This window comes from Candidatus Enterococcus leclercqii, from assembly GCF_009933135.1.
GTDB classification, from domain to species: domain Bacteria; phylum Bacillota; class Bacilli; order Lactobacillales; family Enterococcaceae; genus Enterococcus_C; species Enterococcus_C leclercqii.
This window is the reverse complement of sequence record NZ_MAEH01000015.1, coordinates 158,384-182,467: the sequence shown is the minus strand read 5'-3', so window position 1 is coordinate 182,467 and position 24,084 is coordinate 158,384. Positions and strand designations below refer to the sequence as shown.

Sequence of the window (24,084 nt, the reverse complement as noted above, 5' to 3'; positions counted from 1 at the left end):
ACTAAATATTGTAGAACCAAACTTGTTTAGGAGTCTTCTGTTGGAAGACACAAAAAATCCGCAGGTTGGTTAGGCCTGCGGAATTAAGAAGTGATGTGTAGAGGGATTCAGAATTCCTTACACGTTGATGCGAGAATCTTCCCCAAAATTCTCTTCGCGTTTAGTATAACGTATATATTATAAAAAGTGAAACGATGTGCATAGCCCGCCGAATCAAGGTTTTTGCCGAAATACCTCCTTTATGGTAAAATACTTACAAAAAGTTAGCTGATTGAGTGAAGTCACAAGGAAATCATCGCAAGCAGCTCTTCGGTGCCTAGAAAGGAAGTGTGGGAAATGGAATTTTATTTTGACGCTGGCCAAGCAGGCGGCAAGAATCTATTGCTGTTGCATGGGACTGGTGGTGATGAGCGTTCACTGGTGGATATCGCTCGTTTTTTGGATGGGAGCTGTCGTATCTTGTCTTTTCGGGGCGAGGTGGAAGAAGAGGGAATGAATCGCTTTTTCAAACGCAACGGCTTGAACCAGTTTGACATCGACAGTCTGGAGGTGGAAACTGACCGACTGTACGAGGAAATCAAGCGGTTGAGTGCCGAAAAAGGTGTCGCCGAAGAGGACTGGGTACTGGTGGGTTATTCCAATGGAGCGAACATTGGGCTGCATCTGCTGTTGGAGCGGCAAACCAAGCTGTCTGGTGGGATCTTTTTTCACCCGATGTCGCTAGGTGTCCATACTCACCAAGAACCGCTGACGGACAAAAGGGTCTGGCTTTCCCAAGGCAACGGCGATCCTATCGTATCCCAAGCGGCTTTCGCTGAATTGGTGGCACCGTTGCAACAACGGGGAGCAGATGTCACGCTATTCACCTCCGAGCAAGGCCATGCCATCACCATGCCGGAGCTTAACAGCGCTCGTGCCTGGTTGTACACACCAGCTTCTAAAAAAGATCAGGAACAATAGGGCTCAAAAATTGGCACAAATTATCAATAAACGATGAAAAAACCGCAGAAGAAGGCAAGTCACAGCCGTCTTCTGCGGTTTTTTATAGGGGGGCTAAGCCAAGTTTTGCATAAAAGGATAACTACAGTTGGCAGCAGGCAATTCTAATTTTTGAGCGAAAACCAAATACGTCCACCCTCTATACGCCCAGCTGGTCTATAGTTCCCCCTAAATGACCCTCTAAGTCCATGAGGCGAAAAATTTGACGAAGGAACAAATTCAGCATATTATTTGCTTGCGCAAGCAAATAATAATTAGGAGGGATGACCAATGCCGCAGGGGACAAATGAAAGTGACAGTTTGAAAAAACTACCTGCTGTCAGTCGTAAATATGTCAAGTTGATTGATGATTATCTTGCTCCTTATCAACTGAATTCAAGCGTGTACTACTACCTGTTGAAATTGCATGATTTTGGCGATTTGCCTCAGGAACAATTGGTGCAGCTGACCGGCGTCAATGCCAGCAACGTGACTCGGGGAATCCAAAAGTTAGTGGAGAATCAGTACGTGGAGCGAAAAGAAAATCCCCACGATCGCCGGGGCCATCTGCTTTCTTTGACAAAAGCAGGACACGACATGTACGAGGTGATCACTGAGGCATTGCAAAAAGCCAATCGGGACTTTTTTGCACCATTGTCCCCGGCTGAACAAATCACATTTATCGAAACTATCAATAAACTCAGTCAATAAATTCAAAGGAAGTCTGAATATGAAAAAAGAAGAACTGTTGAAACGCTTTGTGACCTTTCCTGAAGACTACCAGCTTGTAGAAATGACAGACGAGACTAGAAACAATCAAAAAGTAACAATCTTGCGCTTCCAAAAAGACGGTCTATTTCGCAAAAATGGGCCCCGAATTATTGGCATTTTTGCAGGAACAACGTTGGTCAGCTTAAAAAACCTTACCAGCGTCCCAGTGGGGAAATTGACTTCAACTGTGCGCTCAGAAGCCGTAGCGGAGGCGCTCTTTTTCAAAGCCAATCCTGACTATGCAGCGGGTTTGTCCTTTATTCGTACCGAGCACCAACAGCGTCAATTAATTACTGATGACGGACAGCTCCGGCAATTTCCTGTCCTCTGGGTCAAGTTTGCTCACGATAACGGCAGTTACAATTGGGTCACACTGGGGGCAGAAAACCAGCTGATTGAACTGGAAATCGATTCACGATGGGACTATTTTCGTGGTCGCCGCCAGACCGAGATGTGGGACAATGACGACTGGGTCTTGGCACGAGCTGGCAAAGGTCCGCAATTAGCCAGCCCTAATGCATTAGCCTAGAGGAGAAATAAAAATGAATGAAACAACTTATGAAAAAGAGCTGATCCGTTTGGGCGAATTACGTGATCGGTTGCAAAGTTTGGAAGAAACCGATTATATGACAGCTTATTACAAAGGCTACAGCAGAAGCGGGGCGACTTTAGAGGAAATCAAAGAAGAAATACAGTTTTTAGAAGAACAAATCCACGAACTGGAAGAGTGCTTGTCTGAGTTTGAGTGGTAACTGCCGTATAGTTAAAAGATAAGTAAAAAACGATAATTGCTTAAGAAAGCACCTCTCCAAAGTTAGCGTAAAACAGACTTTTGGGAGGTGTTGTTTTTAATTAAATTCTTTAAGCCAGTACAATTTCTTGCGTTTTTGTAATGAAAAACCGATTTTCTGAAAGAAAGCTTTCTGTTTTGTAATAATTGACGCTATTTTATATACAATTAAAACAATTTAGTGTAAGGTAAGAGCTGGAATTGGACTAGATCACTGCCAAAATAATGGTAGTGGCTCTTGTTTTGAGCAAATTATCAATAATGGAGGGTTTTTTATGAAAATCGCAAGTATCATCTCAACTGTCGCTTTGGCTTGTTTGCCGATAGCCGGCTTGGCAACCAACGCAGGAAGCGCGCCGCAAAAATCAGGGGTGGCAGTCAGCCAAAATTTAGAAGAGGCCAGCAGTTATGCCAATGTCAACAAGATTGAATTTGGTGGTGACTTTTCTTCTTTCAATTCTGGTGAGATGAAACTTGAAGTTGGAAAGGCATATACAATCCCGGTCACAGTCAGCTTTTCCGGCGATTCGGCAGCGATTTTGCAGGCACAGGTGTTGTTTGAAAATGTCGATCCCAGGCTGAAGATTGAGTATGATGATAATCTGGTGATCAGCGGATCTCAGGGGAGCTTTAGTTTTTCTGTGACCCTTTTGGAGGGTAGTGATAAGCCGGCACAGTTCACTGTCAAGGTGGCGGACAGCCAGCCGGATGACGCCAATCATCTGACTCCGTACTCTCAGCGTCAGACTGTCTATCCTGGTGATACAACAGACACCACGGATAGTACCGACACAACAAGCACAACCGATTCAACAGATACCACTGACACCACGAGTAATACGGATACCACGGACAGTACCGACACAACAAGCACAACAGACTCAACGGGTACCACGAGCACAACGGACTCAACGGACTCAACGGATACCACGGATACGGTGCCGACTACTGATTCCGACAGCAGTTCTTCAGAAACAGTTTCTTCAACAACTGTGGACAGTAGCGAATCTTCTTTGGAGTCAACGAGTAGTACGGCCACCGAAAAAACCGCTGACAGCAGCAGTACTACGAGGGATGACAGTAACCAGAAAAAGCTGATTCCGACAGAAAACAGTAGTCAGACACCACCAACTAACAGCAGCTCGTCGGGACATTTGCCAAAAACGGGTGAAAAAGTCACCAACAGCACTTGGGTGGGTGTCGGCTTGGTCTTGCTGGCGGCAGCGGGTCTGCTTTGGCGCTTTGCCGGTGAACAACAGAATTATCCTCGTAAATAATCGCTAGAAAAGTGTGGTCAGTGACGAATATCTAGGTAACTTGAACAAACATAAAGTAAAGAAAACGACAACAAATGCATCAAAAACGGTCCCTGCTATGGAGTGAAGCACTCAAAAGCGGGGACCGTTTGTTTTTCTGTAAAGGCTGCCGCCAAAAGATCAAGCAATCACTTCTTTAAAAAAAAGCTACCAAAAAACTCAGACAGGAAGTCTTCCCGTCTGAGTTTTTTCAACCGTTGTCTGAGCTTTGTTAAGAACGCTCGTGGGATTAACCTGCTACGCCAACAATCTGAGGACAATGTCTCATTATAGTTCAGTCTTCAACAACTATCTGAAAGCTTGCCTTGTATTCTGTGATAAAGGCGGTTTCGAAAGCTGTAAAGTCGGCATAGTGGAGAGGAACCTCATTGCGGTCGTCTTCCCACTTTTGCAGCGCTAGGCGTTTGGCATCAGCAATCAGATCAGCTTCTTCCAAAATGCGGGTGCCGTTTTTTTCTTGATAGAGCATGGCAATCACCTCGTTTAAGCAAGTTGCGGCTTATTTTTTAGGGAAACGAGCCAAGCTGGCGTAGCCTTCCAGTTCTTCTTCAATCCGTAAGAACTGATTGTATTTTTCAACCCGTTCACTGCGGGCCATAGAACCTGTCTTGATTTGGCCAGCATTCATTGCTACTGCAAAGTCAGCGATAAAGGTATCGCCAGTTTCACCGGAACGGTGGGAAATCATCGTGCTGTAGCCATTTTTACGAGCCATTTTGATGGCAGCAATGGATTCAGAAACTGTCCCGATTTGGTTCAATTTGATCAAGATGGAGTTAGCAACCCCGCGGTCAATCCCTTCTTGGAAGATGGCAGGATTGGTAACAAAGATATCGTCACCTACCAATTGGATGTCGTTGCCCATTGCATCAGTCATCGCTTTAAAGCCATCCCAGTCATGTTCAGAGAAGCCGTCTTCAATGGAGATGATGGCTGGATATTTTTTAACCAGTTCTTGATAGTAGGTCAGCATTTCGGCAGAAGTCATTTCTTTGCCTTCAAAGTTGTAATGTTTGCTTTCATCAGACCAGAATTCGCTGGAAGCAGGGTCCAAGGCAATCGCAATTTCTTCACCTGGAACATAGCCGGCTGTTTTGATTGCTTCGTACAAGGTTTCGATAGCTGCTTCTGTGCTGCCTAGTTTTGGAGCAAAGCCGCCTTCATCACCAACAGCTGTTTCTAACCCTTTTTTAGCAAGAATGCCTTTTAGTGTGTGGTAGATGTTGGCAATTTTTTCTACGCCGTCGCGGAAAGATGTCCGTTTTACTGGTGTGATCAAAAATTCTTGTACGTCGATGCCGCTATCAGCATGAACCCCACCGTTGATTACGTTGAAGAAAGGTTGCGGTAATTCCAAATCAACGCCACCAAGGTAACGGTACAGTGGCACTTTTTTGCTTGCAGCTGCAGCACGAGCCACCGCCATGGAAACACCTAAAATAGCATTGGCACCCAGACGGCCTTTATTGGCAGTGCCATCCAAGTCAATCATGATTTGGTCAATTTTTTGTTGATCAAAAGGACTTTGACCTACCAAAGCATCTTTGATTTCAGTGTTGACGTTAGTGACAGCTTTCATAACGCCTTTGCCTTGCAGACGATCGCCGCCGTCCCGCAATTCAACTGCTTCACGATCACCAGTAGAAGCACCAGATGGCACTTCTGCACGGCCTAATGTGCCGTCAGATAACAAAACATCGGCTTCGACAGTAGGATTACCGCGGGAGTCGAATACCTCCCGGGCTTTGATATTTTCGATAGTAACTTGTGACATGATGATTCCTCCAATTTCAGTTGATTTTTTTGGGAGGTGTCTAGAAATAAAAATGACACCTGTTGACGAAAATGCTCCTCCAGGCTGCAAGGCAACACAAAGAAACTTCGGCAACAGGCGTCATCAGCTTTTCAGCGGTTATAGGGAACACCATCCCTGATTCATGTATTATGCTAGCACGATTTGTGATTGGTGACAAACAAGAACGCTTGAAGTCAGTATTGGTCAAAAAACACTTCTAGATTCTGTTGCTAGTTTGCTCGTGGGCACTGGTTGAGAAAATGTGAGCTTGACCGATTCTGTAAATCGTCTGGACTGCGAAACACTCCTGCTATTTAATTGTCAATTTTAAGACTCCGTTTTCTGCTGGTCGTTAGTTTGGATTGGGGTTGCAGGAACATCTTCAATCACCCGCAGCTCTAAAACGGCTTTTTGCCAGATGGCGCCGTTCATCAGGAAGACCTTATCCAAGTGTTGATGAACATAGCCAATGTCATATTCCAATAAGGCTTTTTCACCGGCAAACACTTGATGACGATGGCGATAGTCGCCCTTGCGCCGGGGCGTGTCAATCCAGTTGGCTGAATCAGCACTGTAGCTGGCATGAAGAATCTTGACACTGCCTTCCAGAACCTTGAGCTCCAGCTGATGATGACCGGGAGTGGAAAAGTGTAAGGTATGGAGACGTTTCTTGCCAAAGAAAGGTTCCAGTAAGATAGTTTCAGCTGTGTTCTTTTCAGTTAAGTGTGATTCAGGCGTTTGTTTCGATGTGTGTTCTGTCGTATGTTCGGACATATCAGTGTTCCTCCTGTTTGGTAGCAGCAGAAGTTTTGGCAATTTCTGAGAGACGTAGACCGGCGTGGTGTTGCAGCCGTACTGTTTTCGGATGAACGATCAGCTGGGAAGTATAGATGCCTTCGTGACCAGAAACGTAGTAACTGATGAAAGCAGCCGCAACATAATAAGGAAGTGCAGTGGCCCCAAAGAGATCGATTCCCAACATAATCGTGGTTAATGGCGCATTTGCCGCACAACCGAAGACAGCAATCAGCCCCATCGCAGCAAATAGTGCCGGTGATTGGTGGAAAAGTTGTGCGATACCCGAGCCCAATGTTGAGCCAATATCAAACAACGGCGTCACTTCGCCCCCTTGGAAACCGGCTCCCAGACTGAGACTAGTGAACAAGAGCTTGGCTACTGGATCCAGCAGACTGGAAGTTCCTTTGAAAGCATCATCCATCATCCACAAGCTCAAGCCTTCAAAACGCTGGCCGCTGACAACTAACATCAGTACCACCACGATTCCAGCACTCACAAAGGCCCGCAACAATGGCTGAGTAATGGTCTTTTTGTAAAAAGCTTTGAAAAAATGAGTCAATGCGGCAAATGCGCGACCAAACAATCCAAAAGCAATCGCGGCGACAATGACTGCTAACAACAATTGCCCAGTGACTTCTGGCAGCTGTCCGATTGCGTGGCCTTCGTGAACAGTCCCCAGCGACAAAGCAACAAAATTACTCAAGTAAGCAGCGGTGAAACAAGGAATTAACGCTTTTCGTTCCAGACGGCCAATATAAGCCATTTCCATACCGAAAAAAGCCCCCGCCAATGGGGTACCAAAAATAGAAGCAAAGCCCGCACTGATACCGGCATGAACTACAATCTTACGGGCGTCTTTGTTCAGCGGGAACAGGCGGCCTAATTTGTTGGCAACCACGCCGCCAATTTGAACGGCGCTGCCTTCGCGACCGACAGAAGCGCCAAATAAATGGGACAAAATAGTGAAAATAAAGGTCATGATTCCCATGCGTACCGGGACGTGGGCCTCAGTCTGGATGCTTTCGATAATCAGATTGTTTCCTTTGTCAGAACCTTTACCGAACTGTTGGTAGCTAAATGCTGTGGCTACTCCCAGCAGCGGCAACAAGTACAAGAGCCAGTTGTGACCATCGCGATAGGTACCCACCCAATGAAGTGCTGCCAGTAAATAATGAGAAAAAATACCGGTAAGAACAGCTGTCAGCAGGATGGCAGCATACATCACGAGTAGGTTTTTTAAAGCGGCTGTAGTAGTCAGTGCGGTTGAATCGCCAGTAGCAGTAGATTTGTGATGGTGGTGAGTTCCAGTATCCGGCTGAGGCTCTTTCTTAGTCCGGTTGCTGTGGGACTGTCCAGTAGACGGAGTATCCGCAACTGATGCAGCCGTTGAGGGCGGCGGAGTTTCTTGCGTGTGGTGCAGGTTGTGTTTTTCTGGTTCCATTTAAATTCCTCCTGAAAAATCGGTGAACGAGGCTGCGGCGCTGCGGTGGCCATTTTGATCCGCTGCCAGCTCCCCACTGGCTGTTGCGCTGATTGGTTTGAAAATGAAAAAAAGCCAATGATCCCTGCAAAAGTTTGCAGAAGTCATCAGCTGTATCAGCGGTTTTGGCTGCCCAAGGGAGACGTTCATTCCCATATAAAGTTGCTTGTTTATGATACCACGCTTTCCTTGAAAGTCAAGTAGGACAAGCGTCTGTGGTAAAAAAACGGAAATTGGAGCTGGCAGGTGACGCCCAAAGCACCATACCCATCTCTTCGTAAACACCTTGCGAACACGCGTTACTTACAAAAAATCCCATAATGCCCGCAGCAGCGGAGAAGAATAACTTTCTCGGCGGCAGACTAGCGTGATATCGTTTGATAACTTCAGCTGCGGAACTGTTAAAGAGACTAAAGTTCCGGCTGTCAGCTGTGCTGTTACTAGTGGTTCTGGCAAAAACGCAATACCGAAGCCAGCGAGGCAGGCAGCAATCAAGGTCTGGGAATCCACGCTTTCCCATTGGGGGTGAACCGTATAGCCGGCTAGTTGGAGGGCTGCAACGAATGTTTCCCGCACGGCACTGCCGCGTTCTCGTAATAACAGGGGCTGCTGTAGTAGACGATTGAGAGACAGACGATAATCGGGAAAAGAGGCTGCCACAGAAGGTGTAGCCACAGGAATAATGGCATAGTCGGCAATCTTTTTGGTGCGGAGATTCTGACGGACAAGCTGGCCTTCAATTACTGCCAAATCGACTTTTCGCTGTTCGAGCAACGCCAACGATTGTTGGGCAGGGTAGATTTGTACCGAAAAGGATGCTTCAGTGAAGGCGGAGGCCGCCTGGCGAAAATCCTGTAGTCTACCAGCCAGACGAGTTTCACCATACGTGATACAAGCAGCGATATTCAAAGGGCTTTCGGCTTCTAAGTGGGGTAGCTGTTGGTTCAAGGCTGTAAAATCCTGCATCACTGGTCCGAGCCGCGCTGCTAAAATTTCTCCGGTTGTAGTGAGGCGCACGCTGCGATGTAAGCGATGAAATAACGGCGTTTGACATTCTTCTTCCAGCTCCTTGACAGCATGGGAGACTGCCGATTGGGTGAGGTAAAGATTTTCGGCGGCCTTGGTGAAATTATTTGTTGCTACGACTTCCAGAAAGATATGTGCTTGTTTGAAATTCATAAGCTGCCTCCTGACAGATTTTTTTATACGTCTTATCAAGCAGGCCTCTTAAAGATAAAGATTGCCAAGGCGAAAAAGACGTGATAGCTACCCTTTGCTGGGACTAGGCTATTTAGAACCGGTATTATATGTTAGTGATTCGAGAGTAGAGAGCTATGTTTCCTGAATACCTTGTTGATTAGAAAAGTTGACATGAATAAAATTCATCTTTAGACCATTATACTATTATTTCACAGATGGTAAAACAGCTTCTATACTAGATAGAGTAACAACAGTTGAGCATAACAGAAATATAGATAATGCTAGTTTTTGCTCGCTATCATCTGGCCGATTTGGTGCCGCAGATTATATATTATGGAGGAGTTTGTTATGGAAAAAGGGAAATTGTATTTGTGGCTAATCTATGTCAATTTGTTTATCTCCACCTTCACTTTTGGCGGCGGCTATGTGGTGGTACCTATGATTCGTAAATATTACGTAGAAGAAAAAGAGCTTTTTGACGAAGATACCTTGATGGAAATGGCAGCCATTGCTCAGTCTTCTCCTGGGGCTATCGCTATCAATTTAGCTGTCTTGGCTGGCAAAGAGGCGGCCGGCTATCCGGGAGCGTTGATCAGCGGACTTTGTGGAATTACGCCTCCCATTATTATTTTGGGCATGATTGCCGGCTGGTACCAAGAATTTGCCCAAAATCGGACTATCATGGCAGTTTTAGCAGGGATGCAGGCTTGCGTGACAGCGATGATTGTAGATCTTGTGATAGATATGTGCCAGCTGATTTTCAAAGAAAAAAATCCGCTACTTTTGGGTTTAATTCCCTTTGCATTTATTGCCAACAGCTTTTTCGGTATTAATGTCGTAGCTATTTTAGCAATCAGTGGTGTGCTATGTGTCGCTTCTTTGTGGTGGAAAAAAGATCGTGGGGTGCTGAACTGATGGGGATGCTTTTTATACGCTTTTTTAAGATTGGTTTGCTGAGTATCGGTGGTGGGTACGCAATCATTCCTTTGATTCAAGCAGAAGTCGTGACTCGTGAAGGCTGGTTAACGGAAAGGACCTTCACTGACATTATCACCATCTCTCAGATGACACCGGGTCCACTAGCTGTAAATACCTCGACTTTTGTCGGGATGCAGCTGGAAGGATACGGCGGAGCTATCGCAGCCACAGTAGGCTGCGTCTTGGGCGGTATTTTGATTTCTTTGACCTTACTGGCCTTTTTTAAAAGGTATCAGGAATCTAAGGCGGTTTTTGCCATTTTGAATGGCTTAAAGGCTTCTTCTGTAGGACTAATCATGTCCGCTGGCTTCACGATTATCTTGCTGACCTTCTTTGGTTCAGGGACTACAATACATTGGCACAGCTGGTGGACTCAAATCGATTGGCTAGCTGTGGGACTATTTGGGAGTAGCTTAGTGATTCTACGCAAGACAAAGATCAATCCGATTTGGGTAATGGTGGCTGCTGGCTTTGTTGGCTTTTTGTTGTATAGATGAGAAAGAATTTGGTTTTAGCTGTACTAAGAAATAGTGTTCGGTCAGCATTTTTCAAAGCATCAGGTACCTGTATCACAAGGATTATCGGGCTGACGTGTTCGGTGCGATCAGTTGAAAAACCAGCGACTCTTGCTTTCTATAAGCAGAGTGATAGACTCGAAGTGAGAAAACGTTTTATTTTATAGAACAAAATGGAGGCAGTCATATGAAATTTACTGTATTGTACTACTCTCGTACCGGTAATACCGCAGCGATGGCAGAAGAAGTGGCGCGAGGGATTCATCAAGTGCCGGGCGCTGAGGTTAAAGTCAGCTCGCTGGAGAATCTTGACGAAGATTGGCTCAACGCCAGTTCCTGTGTAATTCTGGGATCTCCTACTTATATGGCAGATCTGGCAGGAGTCGTGAAATGTTGGCTAGAAACTGCTGGTCACACCTATCAGTTATCAGGGAAGCTTGGAGGTGCTTTTGCAACGGCCCATTTCCCTCATGGTGGCGGGGACATTGGTATCCAGTCAATCTTGCATCATCTGTTGGTAGCAGGCATGATGGTCTATTCCGGCGGAGATTCCCTGGGAGAGCCGGTAATCCATCTGGGACCGGTGGCACTTTCCGAAGACATCCACGCTGCCGACGAACTGTTTTGGATATACGGCCGTCGTATGGCTGAACAAGCGATGCGGCTATTTGAAAAATAGTTGGTGTAGGGGTAAGGAAAAAGGTTCGGAAATTATTGCTTTCTTAGAAGGATTCTTCGCAAAAAGACGGTCCTTAAGAGTATCGGATACGTTGGTTATTAAAGATTTCATCAGAAAGTTATAAGAGATGTTTACGATTTCTTTCACTATTTTACGTTTTATGATAGAATAATTATAATAAAATGAGAGATAGTGAAAAGGGAGTAGGCAGAAGAGATGGAAGGTTTTTTGATCAAGCTTTTGGGGCGACCGGAGTACGCGCGGATCCTGATGGAAAGCAAACTTGCGTTGATGTTGATGCTAGCGCTGCTTTTTTTGAGTGGAGCACTTTTGGTGCGAGGTTTTAAGCGTCTGCATACTGATATTTTGGCTGGTACAGCTTGCCTTTCCGGTGGTCTCGTTCTAATTATTGTTTTGTTCTATGGGATGATCTTTATCTCAGTATTTGGAATCAATCTTCCTTAACAAATGAGAGCATTGACATCAAAATGATAAAAAAACACGGTAGAAACTGGTATGTATCCGTTTCTACCGTGTTTTTTTGTTTTTCCAAGCTAACTACGATGCATAGGTAATGACGACTTCCTCAGAAAGCTGAAAAAATTAGGTCGTTACCGCCGAAAAGATTAAGTCCGTACAAGAATAAAAGGATACCATTTAGAATAAAAGATAAAACGATGATTCCATAGCGAATGGTGAAGTAAGAGTAACCTTCTGGCTGAAAATTACTGTGTCGCGGTCCGCGATAGCGAAACATCAGCCACAATAAGCCAATGGTCAAGGCTGACTGGATGAGGACGCCAATCAGTTCCAAGCCCTTATTAGGAAAAAAATACAGCTGCACAAAATAACTTCCGGCGGCCAAGAGATCCAAAAGAAGCGCAATAAACGGCATAACTGCCACCTCATTTCTAGTTTGGGAAGATGATAGCACATCTGTGCCACAGCTGTAAAATAGAGGCTATCATCTAGGCTACATTAATAAAAAAAGCGACTACTAGGAAATCCGAAATAGTCGCTTACATATTTTGAACTTATTTTTTATCGTCTTTGCCTTTGATATCGTCGATGAGTTCATTGGCTTTAGCAGCAACATCATCAGCGGCATCTTTCGCTTTGTCTTTGAGTTTGCCGAATTCTTGTTGGATCTTACCCTTCAATTCTTCAGAGTCATCCCCGGTAACCTTGCCTTTGACTTCAGTTGCTTTGCCCTTGACTTCGTCTTTGTCCACCATGTGTGAAGACCTCCTTTGATTTGTGGTACTGGGCGGAATTTGAATTGCCCTAAATCCAGTCTATCATCCGAGATGTTTTGCGGCAATTAACTTGCTTTTGTTCGTGGCTGTGGTGGCGGGTTTTACTTCTTAGAAAGGTTACTGTAAACGTGAGGGACAGGTTCGTATCGATACTAAAACAACCGGTAACCGCAAAAAATCGCAGTCGCCGGTTGTCTGGAGCCTTCTGAAGTTGTGTAGCCGTCAAATCTGTAAAAAAAGCTATCAGCCAAACTCAGAGTTTTCGTTCAAAAGGATCACTAGAGATACCTTGAGCGAGCACTTGTTTGGCATACTCCTGTGCGGAAAAGAGGGAGTGATCCCGATAGTTGCCGCATTCTTTAGCAGAAACTGCCGGAACAAAATCGGCAGCAACTACATGATTTTCCAACACGGTTTTCAGGGCATCCCGGACTTCTGTGGTGGAATGTTCGCCCCATAAAATCAAATAGTAGCCGGTGCGACAGCCCATCGGCGACAAGTCAATGACGCCTTCTAGATGATCTCGTAGATTGACTGCCAACAAGTGTTCCAAAGTGTGCAGAGCTGCAGTTGGCAAAGCCGCTTCATTTGGTTGTAAAAAACGCAGGTCGTATTTTTCGATATGTGCACCGTTATGGTCTTCTGATCCCGCCAGTCGTACGTACGGGGCCTTCACCAGGTTGTGATCCAATTCAAAACTTTCTACTCGTGCCATCGAGATTCCTCCAAATCATGATTGATAATCCACTGCCCTAAGAGTAAGAGCTGTCGTCGATTCAAGTTGGGGCAATGATACCAGAGAATCCGTGGGGGGACAAGTAGATTTTTTATAGAAGAAAAAAGATGCAGGTAGGTTCTAAGACTAAAGACTGATTTTTCGTAAAGAGCTAAAAAAATCGGCTTATTTACTTCACCTGTCGTAGTAAACATGCTATGATTACTTTGACAGATGGAGTACTTTTGAAAAGCCTAGTAATTACAGCAAAGACCGTAAGAGAGTTTGATACTGGCAGTCGACTGATTGAGGTGACTGCAAAAAGAGAAGACTCCATCCGAAAAGATACCAAGGGTTGACCTAAAAGGAGGCGAGGCGATGATTTCCAGTGATGGCATCCGGGGGTACAATGATGCAATTATCCTAACGCTTTTGGCAGAAGGCGATTCTTATGGCTATGAAATTTCCAGGGAAATCAAAAGCCGGACCGATGAAGGTTACGTAATTAAAGAAACCACTTTGTATTCGGCCTTTACACGACTGGGTAAGCAGGGCTTTATCGAGGCATATCCTGGTGAAGTGACTCACGGGAAAAAGCGCACCTATTACCGAATTACCAGCTCCGGTCGCGAGTTTTTACAGGGAAAAATTGAGGAGTGGCAGCTGACTAAGCAGGTGGTAGATCGTTTTTTATCGACAATCCCCCCAGAGAAAGCCGCTAACGCCAGAGCAAATACGGAAAAAATGACAGAAGCAGGACTCTTGCCGACAACCGACGAATTAGGTTGAAGCAGGATAGCTTGATAGAAAGGGTTGGCTGAAAATGGAAACTATCACAAATTATCTGGAGACGTTGTTCTTGACGCTACCCAAGACCCCTCAGAGCCAGCAGGCGAAGGCGGACCTCTTGGCGGCGATGGAAGACCATTACCATGCATTGATTGAAGAAGGAAAAAGCGAACATGAAGCGATTGGCGCCGTAATTTCGGAATTTGGTTCCATTGATGAATTGAAAGAAGAACTGGAGTTGGAGTCTAGTGAATCAGTGAACCTGCAACAGGACAAGGAAAGTGATACCTCTAGAAAGTCTGTAAGCGAGTCAGCTGCCTTCGATGATGACTTTGGGAGTAACGCCACCGCGGATGCTTGGCCTAAAGACAAGACTTTCAATGGAAATGAGCAGACAGACCATAGCCAGGACTCTCATCATACTCAGAGTGCGCGTCACCATCACCACCATAGTCATCGACAAGATCGCGCCAATCTGAGTAGCGGCGAGGCCTATACTCCGACAGGACCAGCGATTGAGCTAGAGGAAGCTGAAACATTTTGGCAATTGATCCGCCGATTTGCCCTCAAAATCTCAGGCGGCGTCTTGATTGCAATTTTGGGAGTGGCCACAGTTATCTTCTTTGGCAGTCGTGGGGCAGACTTTCTCGGTTTGTCGGGGATGTTCATTTTTGCGGCAATTGCTGTTGGTCTCTTTATTACCGGTGGCATGAGCTATAGCGACGCCGCCAAACGTCTCGATGATCGCCCAATTGCAAAAGAGGTTCACGATGCTGCTAACCATCACACTGCACAATATAGTAAAAGTTTCCGCTTTTCATTAGTGTTGGGGATCATGACCTGTATTTTTGCTTTTGTGCCGCTGTTTTATTTTGGTTCTTATGGCTACAATGAAGCCTTCGGTGTGGCGTTATTTCTGGGAATCGTAGGCCTGGGATCATTTTTGATTATCTATGGCAGCATTGTCTACTCCTACTATAAAAAATTTGCCGACCAAGTAATCTTTATCTCTGACGAAGATGCCCCTGGTCCCAATGCCCGCCGGCAACGTGGCGAAGAAATCAGTCCAGTATTTGAAGCAATTGAAAAGGTGTACTGGCCGTTGGTGATGGTATTTTACTTCTGGTGGTCCTTTCATACCGGCAACTGGGCGTGGAGCTGGGTGATTTTCATGATCGCCGGTCCCGTATTCGCGGCTATCAAAAGTCTCTTTCGAATTAAAGAGTGATCCGGAGATAAGCAAAAAATAGACAACCGCCAACAGCCGATGAAATAGACGACTGCTGGCGGTTGTTTTCGTAGTGTTTAGGCGCAATGAATTCTTTGTGATCAAACTAAAAAGTGGCGCCCCCTGGTAGAAGTGGCGCCACTTTATTCTAGCCCACGACTGCCAGCTGAAGTCAGGCAGTTAGCGCAGGCTCAATCTTAAATTGTTCGGCCACGTATCTTGCGTAGGTCTCGTGGCTTTGCACCAGCTGATCGTGTTTGCCGGAGCCTGTAATGTGGCCTTTTTCGATAAAGTAAATCTTGTCAGAATCAACAATTGTCGCCAAGCGGTGGGCAATAACCAAAGTAGTTCGGCCTTTCATCAAGTTGCTGAGGGCTTGTTGGACTTTGGCTTCGGACTCGGAATCAAGGCTGGCGGTAGCTTCGTCCAACATCAGCACTTTTGGATCTCGCAGAAAGGCCCGCGCAATCGCCAGTCGTTGTCGTTGACCGCCGGAGATTTTGGCGCCCCGTTCGCCAACTTCAGTATCGAGACCTTTAGGCATTGCTTCAACAAACTGCTGTGCATAAGCGAGGTCCAACACTTGCCAGAGTTCTTGATCCGTGTACTCTTTTTCCAAACCATAAGTCAAATTGTAGCGAATTGTGCCGGCCATGATTGCCGAATCCTGAGAAACATAGCCAATTTGACGACGATAATCCGCCAATTGAATTTGCTCCGCTGGTGTTGCTCCAAAGGTGATGGTGCCGGCTGTGGGTTCGTAGAAACGTTCCAGCAGGCTGAAAGTCGTGGATTTTCCACCACCAGAGGGTCCGGCAAAAGCAATGATTTCGTTGGGCTTCGCTTCAAAGGAGATATCCGTGAGAATAGGGTCTGTTGGTGCATCCTCGTAGGCAAAATCTACATGAGAAACCCGCAATGTCTGGTGAGCGAGATCGACTTTTTGGCCACTGACAAAGTCTTCTGGTTCTTCATTCAATAGTTCGCGAACCCGGCGAGTTGAGCCGGCTGCTTTGGCGATTTCAGAAAACAAAGTGGCAATGATTGGCATTGCGCCAATGAGATTGAAGAGGTACATAAGAAAACTCATCAACACGCCGATGGACATCGCGCCGATTGCAATCCGATGCATACCGTAGGCCAACAGTCCAAAAACCATACTCATGAAAACCATCATCATGATTGGCTGCATTGCAGCATCGAAGACCGCTTCTTTTTTACCTACTTGATACAAACGATCTACTTCATCAGCGGCCCGTACTTGTGCTTGTTTTTCAGCGCCGGAAGTTTTGACCAAGCGGATTTCAGACAGCGTTTCAGTGGCAATTCCGTTGAAATGGCTCATGGCATCTTGTCGGATATGGCTAACCTTGGAGCCAAATGCCATCACTGGAAACATCAATAGAATCACGACCGGAACGGCAATGACCATTGCCAATGACATCCGCCAATCCATTTTGATCATCATATAAACGGTGCCGGCTACAGTAATCATGCTGGCGACAGTTTGTGGGAAAGTGACTGCCAACAGTTGCTTAACCTGGGAGGTGTCATTGGTCAAACGACTGGACATCTCACCAGCCTTGACGGAATCAAAGTAAGAGACTTTCAACGTGGTTAACTTGGTCCATAAACGTTTGCGCATGTTTTGGATTACGTTTTCGCCGAAGATTCCCAACACAGTACCACCAATGGCCGAAACGACTGCCGACAAGATAAACAGACCGACAACTCTGATTAACAAGCTGTAGTCGATTCCTTTTTGAAAGTCGTTGACTAAATCTGCCGCCAATTTGGGAACATAGACTTGAACCGCTGATGAGCCAGCCAACAAAACCATGCCAATACCTAGTAGGCTGTATTTTGGTTGGGTCTGTTTGATGAGACCCATGAATTCCTTGAATGAAAATTTTGTTCCGTCACTGCGCACATTATCTGCGCCGGGACGACCGCCTCCACCTTGTGCCATCAGTTGCGTCCTCCTTTGTTATCGTCAAATTCATCGAAATGACCGTCAAGATCGTCTGGGCTCATGTCATCAGGTCCAAACCCGGACCGGCCCCCAAAACCGCCAAATCCACGACGGCCATCATGACCGTCCGGGCCACCACCAAAACTATGATTGCGATCGAATCTACCGCCGTTACGTTCACCGTGACCGCCACCAAATCCTGGTCGGCCACCATCAAATCCCGGGCGTCCGCCGCCAAACCCACCAAACCCACCAAAGCCGTTGAAGCCGCTTCGATTGATCAACTGTTCTCGGGCACGTCCAAAGTGAGCACTCATAGTGTTGAAGCGATCCCAACGTTCGTCATCTCCAAAGACTTCAACCAATTTTTCTTGGAAGGCAGGGCTGTTAAGATTGTCGTTCATGCGTTTCAGATAAGTGTTTAATTCGGTCAGTTCGGTTTCGCTGAACTCGGCGAACAAGACGTCTCGCAAAGTAGTAGCGATGGCACCGTGTTCTTGCAGACTTTCGCGGCCTTTGTCGGTGATTTTTACCAATGTTACTCGCGAATCGGTAGGGGATTTTTCCCGGACAGCGGTACCGGCTTCCACCAGCTTTTTGATAATCTGGGTGACGCTGGAAGGTTTGATATCTAAAACCTCTGCCAAACGTCCGGCAGTGACATTTTCTTCAGTTGCCAAGATGTTCAAAGTTTCAAAGGCATTGTCGGTCTTTTCTTCCACATCATAGGCAAAGCGCAAAAATGGCTGTTGTGCAACTTGCAGTAAATTCTCCAAAATCGTGTTCTTATTCATGATAGCCCTCCTGTTGGGTAATTAGTTAGTTTTGTTTGTTGTCAACGAAGTAAATTATAATCCGTTTATTTTGTTTGTCAACAAATAAACTAACTATTTTTCGAAATAGCCTTGCAAAGTTAAAAAAAATCGAAATAACGAGTAAAGGAAAACACCGACTGCAAGGGGAGCAATCGGTGTTTTTCGGTTTAAGTAGTCAATCAGGTTCGTTTTCCTTGGGCTTTCCAGGGGCTAATTGCTGCTCCCGGTATTGGATTGGCGGGATGCCAATTTTCTTGCGAAACAGTCGGCTAAAATAATGAGGATCGTCGTAACCGACTTTGCCGGCGATTTCAGCAATTGGATAATGCAGGTTTGTCTGGCTCAAAAGTTCCTTGGCTTTTTGTAAGCGGCAGCGAATCAAAAGCTCCGAAAAAGTTTGTTGGTAGTCTTTTTTCAGGAGCTTATTCAGCTGAGAGGTACTGATGAACAAGGCCTGGGCAGTCTGTTGTAAGGAGATCGAACGGTCGAAATAATTGTTTTCGATATAGTCGTAGGCCATCTGAGAAAGAGGCTGGACCGCGGCTATAGCTGGTTGCGCTGGGACAGGAGCGGTTTGCAGTTGTTGTTCCAATTCGGTCAGCAGGTTTTTCAGATCAGACAGTGGGATTGGTTTCAACAGGTAATCATGGACTTTCAGAGTCAGGGCCTTGCGCACAAATTCGAAGTCGTCGTAACCGCTGATAACCACCAAAAGTGTCTCAGGATAGCGCTTGTTCAAGAGTGCAATTAAATCCAGGCCGTTGAAATCTCCCAGATTGATATCAATAAGGGCAGCGGCGATGGGCTGGGTTTCAAAACAGGCCAATGCGGCGGTGCCACTTTTGGCAGTGAGTACTTGAGAAAAGAAGCTGGTGGTGCGGCGAATATAGCCGGCGAGCCCTTCTCGTAACGCTTTTTCGTCGTCAACGATTAGCAGGTTTGTCATAGATGTGGGCCTCCTCGTCAGAAATGAAGGGTACTTGGATGCAAAATTCCGTAGCTGTTTCAGAACTGGTGATGGTCAAAGAAGCCCTATCTCCATATATCAGCTGCAATCGACGCCGAATATTGTACAGGCCAAAGCCGGTCTTCTCATCTTGCAAGTCCGCTTGATTCAGCCGTCGCAGTTGTTGAAGAGGAATCGGTGTGCCATTGTTGCCTACGACTAGCGCCAGCCCGGTATCTGTTTGGGAAACGGTGATCCACAGGCGAGACGGACGCACTGTCATGGTACGGATGCCGTGGTCAATCGCATTTTCCACTAGCGGCTGCAATAGAAAATGCAAGAGCCATTCTTTAGCAAGTGCCGGTGGTAAGGTAATGGCGACTTCCGACAGTGCTTCGTGGCGGACCTGTTGGATAGCCAAGTAACTACGGACGTGAGCAATCTCATCGGCAACGGTACTCAATTCCCCACCTTGATTGAGACCTTTGCGAAAGAACGTGCTGAGATTTTCCAACATGGTTACCGCACTGTCGATGTCGCCGCCCAGCACTTGCCATTGAATCGTGTTCAACGTGTTGTATAGAAAATGTGGTTGAATCTGTTCTTGCAAGACGCGCAAGGTTGCGGCGCGGTACTTGCTCTCGTTTTCGTAAACTTTGTCTAATGTCTGATTGAAGGCGACCGCTAGTTGAGCAATCTCTGCCGGCCCGTGGGTGTCAGCGCGAACAGTTTTATTGCCGGCCTGCACCTGCTGCATTGTTGCATCCAGTGCGAGGATGGGCTGCAGAATCTTTTTGAACAAGAGCAACATGGAAAGACCCAATAAGACCAACAGGACTACTAAAACCAGCTGCACCACATGCAGCAGTGTTTCCGTACTGCCGCCGAGGCTTTTTTTGTTAACGATGTAATTCACTTGCCAATCTGGCAAATAATCAATGTCAGCAGTCAGCAACAATTGCCGCTTGTGGTCGATCACGGGTTGCGGCGTGCCGGAACCCAAGAGAATCCCCGTGCCGTCATAAAGATTTAAATCTTTTGCCAAAGACATGACTTTTTCTAAGGGAATCGCTGCCGCTAAATAGGTGATGTCGTCTGTCAAGGGTTGTTTGAGGCGATACAAGATTACCACGGCTTCATGATGGTCTTCTTTTGAAATCAACTGATCACTGACAGTATAGGTCAATTGCGGATTGGCCGCCATTTCCTGATAGTAGGGGCGATTACGCACTGAAAATCCGGGAATGATGGGATCAGCAGAATAGGAGGTACCGTTTTTTGAGACTAAACGAATAGAGAGGTAATTGTCCGGCTCCGTTTGCACCAAATTTTCTGTCTCGGCAAAAAAATGTTGTCGGTCATAGGTTCGCGTATTGGGCAGTGCAGCCAATAACCGCAGTTCCGCCAACCGTTCACCAAACCAACTATTGATCTGGCTCGTCCGGTTGTTGACAAATTTTTGTGTGATGGAACGGTTCAAGGGAATTGTGTTGCGGGTCAATTCGTAATGGAAGACCCCTGTCAAAGCAGCCGTCAATCCGAAGAAGGCCGCCAGAAAAATTAGCATCGTTGTCTTTTTGATGGATGTCACAGCTTGTCATTCTTTCTTGTGCTTATTTTCACAATTCGAGCAGAAAGTCCACCTGTATCGCAGATTGTCCAACTCTTTTTGGCACCCCTCCTATTATACTGGTCTTGCGAGAAAAAAATAGCCATGGAGGAAAAGAACCTATGAAAAAGATGTTTAGCAAAATCGGTCTTTGTCTGGCGACATTGGCCTTATTGACGGCTTGTGGCAGCGGGTCAGCTGATAGCAGCCAAGCCAAAACAGTGGAAGGTGTCGGCAGCGGCAAGCACGGCGATATCAAAGTCAGCGTGACTTTCAAAGACGATAAAATTCAAGACATAGCTGTCAAAGAGCAAAAAGAAAACGAAGTGCTGGCAGAGCCGGTTTACACGGAATTAAAAGAAACTATTATGTCTCAAAATACAGCGGATGTGGATGTCGTCAGCGGCTCCACTGCCACCAGTGAAGGCTACTTGGCGGCGGTTAAAGATGCTATTGAAAAATCTGGTTTGACACTGGCTGCAGTCAAAGCTGCTCAAAAACAGACAGACAAACTGGCTGACCAACAAACTTATGACGTCGTAGTGGTAGGTTCTGGTGGAGCAGGCTTCAGTACCGCCATTGAAGCAGCGGAAGCAGGCAAGAAAGTAGTTCTGATTGAAAAGATGCCGGCAGTCGGTGGGAACACATTGATCTCTGGTGGTGAAATGAACGCACCAGGCAATTGGGTTCAAAAGAAGCTGGGAATTACCGGCGATTCAGTGGAAAGCTACTATGAAGATACTATGAAAGGCGGCGACAATCTCGGTGATCCTAAGATGGTGCGAATCATGGCGGAAAATGCCTTGGCTTCGGCAGAATGGCTGAAAGACGATGTGAAGGTTGAATTTCTTGACGATCAACTGTTCCAATTCGGCGGCCACAGCTACAAACGGGCCTTGATTCCAGTAGGACATACTGGTCAAGAAGTGATTACCAAACTGAAGAAAAAAGCAGAGACTCTCGGCGTGAAGATCCTCGTAGATACCAAAGCCGATGAACTGATCCAAGATAAAAGTGGCAAAGTTACCGGCGTTAAAGCGACTTATAAAGAAAAACAAGCTGTGACCTTCAATGCAGAAGATGCCGTAGTGCTCACCACTGGCGGTTTTGGTTCCAACATTGAAATGCGTAAAAAATATAATCCAGAATATGATGAACGCTACCTTTCCACCGATACCGAAGGAACTACTGGCGACGGGATTGTAATGGCACAAAAAGCTGGTGCCGCCCTCACCAACATGGAAAGTATCCAAACCTATCCAGTGGCCAATCCGAAAACCGGCGTCATTTCTTTGTTGGCAGATACTCGTTTTGACGGGGCAATTTTGATCAACCAAGAAGGCAATCGTTTCGTAGAAGAGTTGGAACGTCGAGACGTCATCTCAAAAGCGATTCTCTCTCAAACAGGTAGCTACACGTATCAACTTTGGAACGACGACATCGACGCAATCTCCAAAACCAAAGAAGCCCATGAGGACGAATACAATGAACTCATCGAACAAAAATTGCTGGTGAAAGCCGATACCTTAGAAGAAGCGGCTGCTTTCTTTGACATCGACTACAACAACTTGAAAAACACTGTGGAAAAAGTCAACGAATACGCCAAAACCGGTAAAGACAAAGACTTTAATCATCGAGGCGGTCTGGTTTCCCTGGCTAAAGGACCTTATTATATCGAAAAAGCAATCCCTTCAGTTCACCACACGATGGGCGGTCTGGTAATCAACGAAAAAACCGAAGTCTTGGACGAAAAAGGGCAACAAATTCCCGGCCTTTATGCGGCAGGTGAATTGACTGGTGTCATTCAAGGATCCAATCGACTGGGAGGCAATGCCATCACCGACATCATCACTTTTGGTCGAATCGCAGGTCAAACGGTAGGTAAATTATAAAACACAGCAGTCCGTAATTTTCCCGGATAGCATAGGGAATAGGACAATCGTTGAGTCACCCTCCTGTGAAGCGAACAATACCAAACGTGAGCCACAAGTAAAAGAGAAGTCACTTCCATTAAAAGTAGCGGAAGTGACTTCTCTTTTTATTGTTAAAAAGTTCAAAGGTTGACTTCTCTTGACACGTATGGCAATGTTCCCTCTTCGGACTAAGACATCAAGAAGGTCACAAATCTTTTCCATCCCTATCCTTTTTATTAATTGGGGTTAAACATTCGTTGTTTAGCACTTGTAAATTACTTAGGTCACATTTTCTTTTCTTGCAAAAAAAGAGCCCCAGCAAAGGGACTCTGATTAGCTTCTATGTGCATTTTCTAGGAAAATAAGGTGCAAGCCAGAAATTATCATGGCGCAATATGTCAAAAGGTTTATTGAGGAGGCACTACTTCCCAGATTTTTTCTTCAAAAAAATCAAACATAGTTGTCAGCCCCTTTATTTGTTTTGTGCTTATAGTGTACAATCTCGAAAGGAAGATAAGACAAAAATGTACGCATTTTCGTCAGAAAAAAAGGGTGAATTGCATGGAACACCAATCGCTAATCAAAAAGCTTAGAACAGATAGAGGGATTTCTCAGGAGAAACTGGCTCAGGGAATCTCACGACGCAGTACTCTAGCTTCGTTTGAGAGACAGGCTACCAAAATCTCCTATGACATGCTCGTTCAATACTTGGATCGTATGAATATTACTTTGGAAGAGTACCAATTTTTGCTGGACGATGGTAATCTCAGCGAAAAACGTGGGATTTCTGTGCTTTTCTATCAAAAGTTAACCAAAGAATACGATGCTGCTTTTTCCGACATGCTTTTTCAGAAGTACAATGAAACCGGGGAAAGCTATTATCAGCTCTTGCGTTCGGAATACTTATTGGTCATGAAAAAGGATAATCGTGATCTAGTAATTGACGAAGCAAAAGAAAAGCAGGTCCTCTCAGCATATCTGGATGCCATTGAGGATTGGGGCCGGTTTGAGCTGGCAATTTTTATCAATACACTGTTTTGTTTTGACGATGACTATATCCTGATGCATTTCAAACGATCCGTGAAAAAGATGAAAGGCTATATCGATAATCTCTATTATAGTCGGGACATTTTGGCCTTTTTAATCAACGGTGTGGTTCTAGGCTTCGAACGTAAGTCAAAACAGCTGTTTGATGTATTCTTTCCCGAACTGCGCTTTTTTGCCGACGAGTTAAAAAGTATGGAAGCCGATATTACCTGGCGGGTCTTCCAGTTTTTATCCACCGACGACATCTACAGTAATAAAAAGAAGTACGAGTTGTTCTTTATTCTAGAGTATCTGGGAAAAGAGGAGTACATCTCTTACATTGAAAAAAATTTACCAACATCAGATTGAATAACACAAACAAACTTATGACGAAAAACCGTACAAAATTAACTGCCGATGTATCCAGTTTCTATCATAGAGGCAGAAGCTCTTTGATTAAGTAATATGTAGTCGGTTTAGAACAGCTTCTGGGACCATCTGGATTGATTGGATTA

22 protein-coding genes, 3 pseudogenes and 2 riboswitches are annotated in these 24,084 nt (G+C 45.7%); of the genes and pseudogenes, 13 read left to right on the top strand and 12 right to left on the bottom strand.

Annotated elements, in window-relative coordinates:
- Window positions 1-336 precede the first annotated feature (336 nt).
- From BAU14_RS10365 to BAU14_RS10345, 5 genes are all read left to right on the top strand, one after another.
- Window positions 337-960: an alpha/beta hydrolase gene (locus BAU14_RS10365; protein WP_161900031.1), complete on the top strand. Its 624-nt coding sequence runs from the start codon at window positions 337-339 to the stop codon at window positions 958-960.
- A 309-nt stretch (window positions 961-1,269) separates the two neighbouring features.
- Window positions 1,270-1,689, top strand: coding sequence for a MarR family winged helix-turn-helix transcriptional regulator (locus tag BAU14_RS10360; RefSeq protein ID WP_161900030.1), 420 nt, complete (start codon window positions 1,270-1,272; stop codon window positions 1,687-1,689).
- Between the two features lie 19 nt (window positions 1,690-1,708).
- Entirely contained in the window at window positions 1,709-2,278 is a 570-nt protein-coding gene (locus tag BAU14_RS10355) for a hypothetical protein (RefSeq protein WP_161900029.1), read from the top strand.
- A 13-nt stretch (window positions 2,279-2,291) separates the two neighbouring features.
- Entirely contained in the window at window positions 2,292-2,501 is a 210-nt protein-coding gene (locus BAU14_RS10350; RefSeq protein ID WP_161900028.1) for a hypothetical protein, read from the top strand.
- A gap of 313 nt (window positions 2,502-2,814) precedes the next feature.
- Window positions 2,815-3,816 carry an LPXTG cell wall anchor domain-containing protein gene (locus BAU14_RS10345; protein ID WP_161900027.1) on the top strand — a complete coding sequence of 334 codons (1,002 nt, stop codon included), beginning with the start codon at window positions 2,815-2,817 and terminating at the stop codon, window positions 3,814-3,816.
- A gap of 313 nt (window positions 3,817-4,129) precedes the next feature.
- On the opposite strand, the gene BAU14_RS10340 is transcribed toward BAU14_RS10345, so the two are convergent.
- The 5 genes from BAU14_RS10340 to BAU14_RS10320 all read right to left on the bottom strand — a co-directional run bounded on the left by BAU14_RS10340 (window position 4,130) and on the right by BAU14_RS10320 (window position 9,107).
- Window positions 4,130-4,324 carry a hypothetical protein gene (locus tag BAU14_RS10340; RefSeq protein WP_161900026.1) on the bottom strand — a complete coding sequence of 65 codons (195 nt, stop codon included), beginning with the start codon at window positions 4,322-4,324 and terminating at the stop codon, window positions 4,130-4,132.
- A 30-nt stretch (window positions 4,325-4,354) separates the two neighbouring features.
- Entirely contained in the window at window positions 4,355-5,629 is a 1,275-nt protein-coding gene (gene eno / locus BAU14_RS10335) for a phosphopyruvate hydratase (protein WP_161900025.1), read from the bottom strand.
- Between the two features lie 107 nt (window positions 5,630-5,736).
- Window positions 5,737-5,796: riboswitch (Fluoride riboswitch) on the bottom strand.
- Window positions 5,797-5,977: 181 nt separating this feature from the next.
- A complete protein-coding gene (locus BAU14_RS10330; protein ID WP_161900024.1) occupies window positions 5,978-6,424 on the bottom strand; it encodes a hypothetical protein in 447 nt (148 codons plus the stop codon).
- 1 nt (window position 6,425) lies between these two features.
- Window positions 6,426-7,889 carry a chloride channel protein gene (locus BAU14_RS10325; RefSeq protein ID WP_237580448.1) on the bottom strand — a complete coding sequence of 488 codons (1,464 nt, stop codon included), beginning with the start codon at window positions 7,887-7,889 and terminating at the stop codon, window positions 6,426-6,428.
- 130 nt (window positions 7,890-8,019) lie between these two features.
- Window positions 8,020-8,091, bottom strand: a riboswitch (Fluoride riboswitch).
- Between the two features lie 140 nt (window positions 8,092-8,231).
- Entirely contained in the window at window positions 8,232-9,107 is an 876-nt protein-coding gene (locus BAU14_RS10320) for a LysR family transcriptional regulator (protein ID WP_161900023.1), read from the bottom strand.
- A gap of 369 nt (window positions 9,108-9,476) precedes the next feature.
- Here BAU14_RS10320 and BAU14_RS10315 point away from each other — a divergent pair, with 369 nt between their 5' ends.
- The 4 genes from BAU14_RS10315 to BAU14_RS10300 all read left to right on the top strand — a co-directional run bounded on the left by BAU14_RS10315 (window position 9,477) and on the right by BAU14_RS10300 (window position 11,765).
- The gene (locus BAU14_RS10315) at window positions 9,477-10,043 is read left to right on the top strand and encodes a chromate transporter (protein WP_161900022.1); all 567 of its coding nucleotides are present in this window, start codon (window positions 9,477-9,479) and stop codon (window positions 10,041-10,043) included.
- Window positions 10,043-10,603 (top strand): chromate transporter, encoded by a 561-nt coding sequence (locus BAU14_RS10310; RefSeq protein ID WP_161900021.1) that lies wholly within the window; start codon window positions 10,043-10,045, stop codon window positions 10,601-10,603. Before BAU14_RS10315 ends, BAU14_RS10310 begins: the two co-directional genes overlap by 1 nt.
- Before the next feature lie 205 nt (window positions 10,604-10,808).
- Window positions 10,809-11,300 (top strand): flavodoxin family protein, encoded by a 492-nt coding sequence (locus tag BAU14_RS10305; protein ID WP_161900020.1) that lies wholly within the window; start codon window positions 10,809-10,811, stop codon window positions 11,298-11,300.
- Window positions 11,301-11,516: 216 nt separating this feature from the next.
- The gene (locus tag BAU14_RS10300) at window positions 11,517-11,765 is read left to right on the top strand and encodes a hypothetical protein (RefSeq protein ID WP_161900019.1); all 249 of its coding nucleotides are present in this window, start codon (window positions 11,517-11,519) and stop codon (window positions 11,763-11,765) included.
- Between the two features lie 121 nt (window positions 11,766-11,886).
- Here the strand turns inward: BAU14_RS10300 and BAU14_RS10295 are convergent, their stop codons facing one another.
- The 3 genes from BAU14_RS10295 to BAU14_RS10285 form a co-directional block, all read right to left on the bottom strand.
- Window positions 11,887-12,195 carry a hypothetical protein gene (locus tag BAU14_RS10295; RefSeq protein WP_161900018.1) on the bottom strand — a complete coding sequence of 103 codons (309 nt, stop codon included), beginning with the start codon at window positions 12,193-12,195 and terminating at the stop codon, window positions 11,887-11,889.
- 139 nt (window positions 12,196-12,334) lie between these two features.
- A complete protein-coding gene (locus tag BAU14_RS10290; RefSeq protein ID WP_161900017.1) occupies window positions 12,335-12,535 on the bottom strand; it encodes a CsbD family protein in 201 nt (66 codons plus the stop codon).
- Between the two features lie 274 nt (window positions 12,536-12,809).
- Window positions 12,810-13,271 (bottom strand): S-ribosylhomocysteine lyase, encoded by a 462-nt coding sequence (locus BAU14_RS10285; RefSeq protein ID WP_161900016.1) that lies wholly within the window; start codon window positions 13,269-13,271, stop codon window positions 12,810-12,812.
- Window positions 13,272-13,649: 378 nt separating this feature from the next.
- Between BAU14_RS10285 and BAU14_RS10280 the strand changes: the two are divergent.
- Both BAU14_RS10280 and BAU14_RS14535 read left to right on the top strand, forming a co-directional pair.
- Window positions 13,650-13,964 (top strand): annotated as a pseudogene (locus tag BAU14_RS10280) (PadR family transcriptional regulator); the annotation flags it as partial.
- A gap of 130 nt (window positions 13,965-14,094) precedes the next feature.
- Window positions 14,095-14,290, top strand: a pseudogene (locus BAU14_RS14535) (permease prefix domain 1-containing protein); the annotation flags it as partial.
- A gap of 1,170 nt (window positions 14,291-15,460) precedes the next feature.
- On the opposite strand, the gene BAU14_RS10270 reads toward BAU14_RS14535, so the two are convergent.
- The 4 genes and pseudogenes from BAU14_RS10270 to BAU14_RS10255 all read right to left on the bottom strand — a co-directional run bounded on the left by BAU14_RS10270 (window position 15,461) and on the right by BAU14_RS10255 (window position 20,612).
- Entirely contained in the window at window positions 15,461-17,257 is a 1,797-nt protein-coding gene (locus BAU14_RS10270) for an ABC transporter ATP-binding protein (protein WP_161900014.1), read from the bottom strand.
- Window positions 17,258-17,478: 221 nt separating this feature from the next.
- Window positions 17,479-18,054: pseudogene (locus BAU14_RS10265) on the bottom strand (MarR family winged helix-turn-helix transcriptional regulator); the annotation flags it as partial.
- 196 nt (window positions 18,055-18,250) lie between these two features.
- Window positions 18,251-19,021, bottom strand: coding sequence for a response regulator transcription factor (locus BAU14_RS10260; protein ID WP_161900012.1), 771 nt, complete (start codon window positions 19,019-19,021; stop codon window positions 18,251-18,253).
- Window positions 18,999-20,612 (bottom strand): cache domain-containing sensor histidine kinase, encoded by a 1,614-nt coding sequence (locus BAU14_RS10255; protein WP_161900011.1) that lies wholly within the window; start codon window positions 20,610-20,612, stop codon window positions 18,999-19,001. The genes BAU14_RS10260 and BAU14_RS10255 overlap by 23 nt, the downstream gene beginning before the upstream one ends.
- Window positions 20,613-20,752: 140 nt before the next feature.
- On the opposite strand from BAU14_RS10255, the gene BAU14_RS10250 reads away from it, so the two are divergent.
- Both BAU14_RS10250 and BAU14_RS10245 read left to right on the top strand, forming a co-directional pair.
- The gene (locus BAU14_RS10250) at window positions 20,753-22,522 is read left to right on the top strand and encodes a flavocytochrome c (protein ID WP_161900010.1); all 1,770 of its coding nucleotides are present in this window, start codon (window positions 20,753-20,755) and stop codon (window positions 22,520-22,522) included.
- 582 nt (window positions 22,523-23,104) lie between these two features.
- Entirely contained in the window at window positions 23,105-23,938 is an 834-nt protein-coding gene (locus BAU14_RS10245; protein WP_161900009.1) for a helix-turn-helix domain-containing protein, read from the top strand.
- The last annotated feature ends 146 nt before the right edge of the window (window positions 23,939-24,084 follow it).

Coding starts and splice junctions, on each gene's coding strand:
- BAU14_RS10365 (WP_161900031.1), top strand. CDS start 337: ATGGAATTTTATTTTGACGCTGGCCAAGCAGGCGGCAAGAATCTATTG.
- BAU14_RS10360 (WP_161900030.1), top strand. CDS start 1,270: ATGCCGCAGGGGACAAATGAAAGTGACAGTTTGAAAAAACTACCTGCT.
- BAU14_RS10355 (WP_161900029.1), top strand. CDS start 1,709: ATGAAAAAAGAAGAACTGTTGAAACGCTTTGTGACCTTTCCTGAAGAC.
- BAU14_RS10350 (WP_161900028.1), top strand. CDS start 2,292: ATGAATGAAACAACTTATGAAAAAGAGCTGATCCGTTTGGGCGAATTA.
- BAU14_RS10345 (WP_161900027.1), top strand. CDS start 2,815: ATGAAAATCGCAAGTATCATCTCAACTGTCGCTTTGGCTTGTTTGCCG.
- BAU14_RS10340 (WP_161900026.1), bottom strand. CDS start 4,324: ATGCTCTATCAAGAAAAAAACGGCACCCGCATTTTGGAAGAAGCTGAT.
- eno (WP_161900025.1), bottom strand. CDS start 5,629: ATGTCACAAGTTACTATCGAAAATATCAAAGCCCGGGAGGTATTCGAC.
- BAU14_RS10330 (WP_161900024.1), bottom strand. CDS start 6,424: ATGTCCGAACATACGACAGAACACACATCGAAACAAACGCCTGAATCA.
- BAU14_RS10325 (WP_237580448.1), bottom strand. CDS start 7,889: ATGGAACCAGAAAAACACAACCTGCACCACACGCAAGAAACTCCGCCG.
- BAU14_RS10320 (WP_161900023.1), bottom strand. CDS start 9,107: ATGAATTTCAAACAAGCACATATCTTTCTGGAAGTCGTAGCAACAAAT.
- BAU14_RS10315 (WP_161900022.1), top strand. CDS start 9,477: ATGGAAAAAGGGAAATTGTATTTGTGGCTAATCTATGTCAATTTGTTT.
- BAU14_RS10310 (WP_161900021.1), top strand. CDS start 10,043: ATGGGGATGCTTTTTATACGCTTTTTTAAGATTGGTTTGCTGAGTATC.
- BAU14_RS10305 (WP_161900020.1), top strand. CDS start 10,809: ATGAAATTTACTGTATTGTACTACTCTCGTACCGGTAATACCGCAGCG.
- BAU14_RS10300 (WP_161900019.1), top strand. CDS start 11,517: ATGGAAGGTTTTTTGATCAAGCTTTTGGGGCGACCGGAGTACGCGCGG.
- BAU14_RS10295 (WP_161900018.1), bottom strand. CDS start 12,195: ATGCCGTTTATTGCGCTTCTTTTGGATCTCTTGGCCGCCGGAAGTTAT.
- BAU14_RS10290 (WP_161900017.1), bottom strand. CDS start 12,535: ATGGTGGACAAAGACGAAGTCAAGGGCAAAGCAACTGAAGTCAAAGGC.
- BAU14_RS10285 (WP_161900016.1), bottom strand. CDS start 13,271: ATGGCACGAGTAGAAAGTTTTGAATTGGATCACAACCTGGTGAAGGCC.
- BAU14_RS10270 (WP_161900014.1), bottom strand. CDS start 17,257: ATGGCACAAGGTGGAGGCGGTCGTCCCGGCGCAGATAATGTGCGCAGT.
- BAU14_RS10260 (WP_161900012.1), bottom strand. CDS start 19,021: ATGACAAACCTGCTAATCGTTGACGACGAAAAAGCGTTACGAGAAGGG.
- BAU14_RS10250 (WP_161900010.1), top strand. CDS start 20,753: ATGAAAAAGATGTTTAGCAAAATCGGTCTTTGTCTGGCGACATTGGCC.
- BAU14_RS10245 (WP_161900009.1), top strand. CDS start 23,105: ATGGAACACCAATCGCTAATCAAAAAGCTTAGAACAGATAGAGGGATT.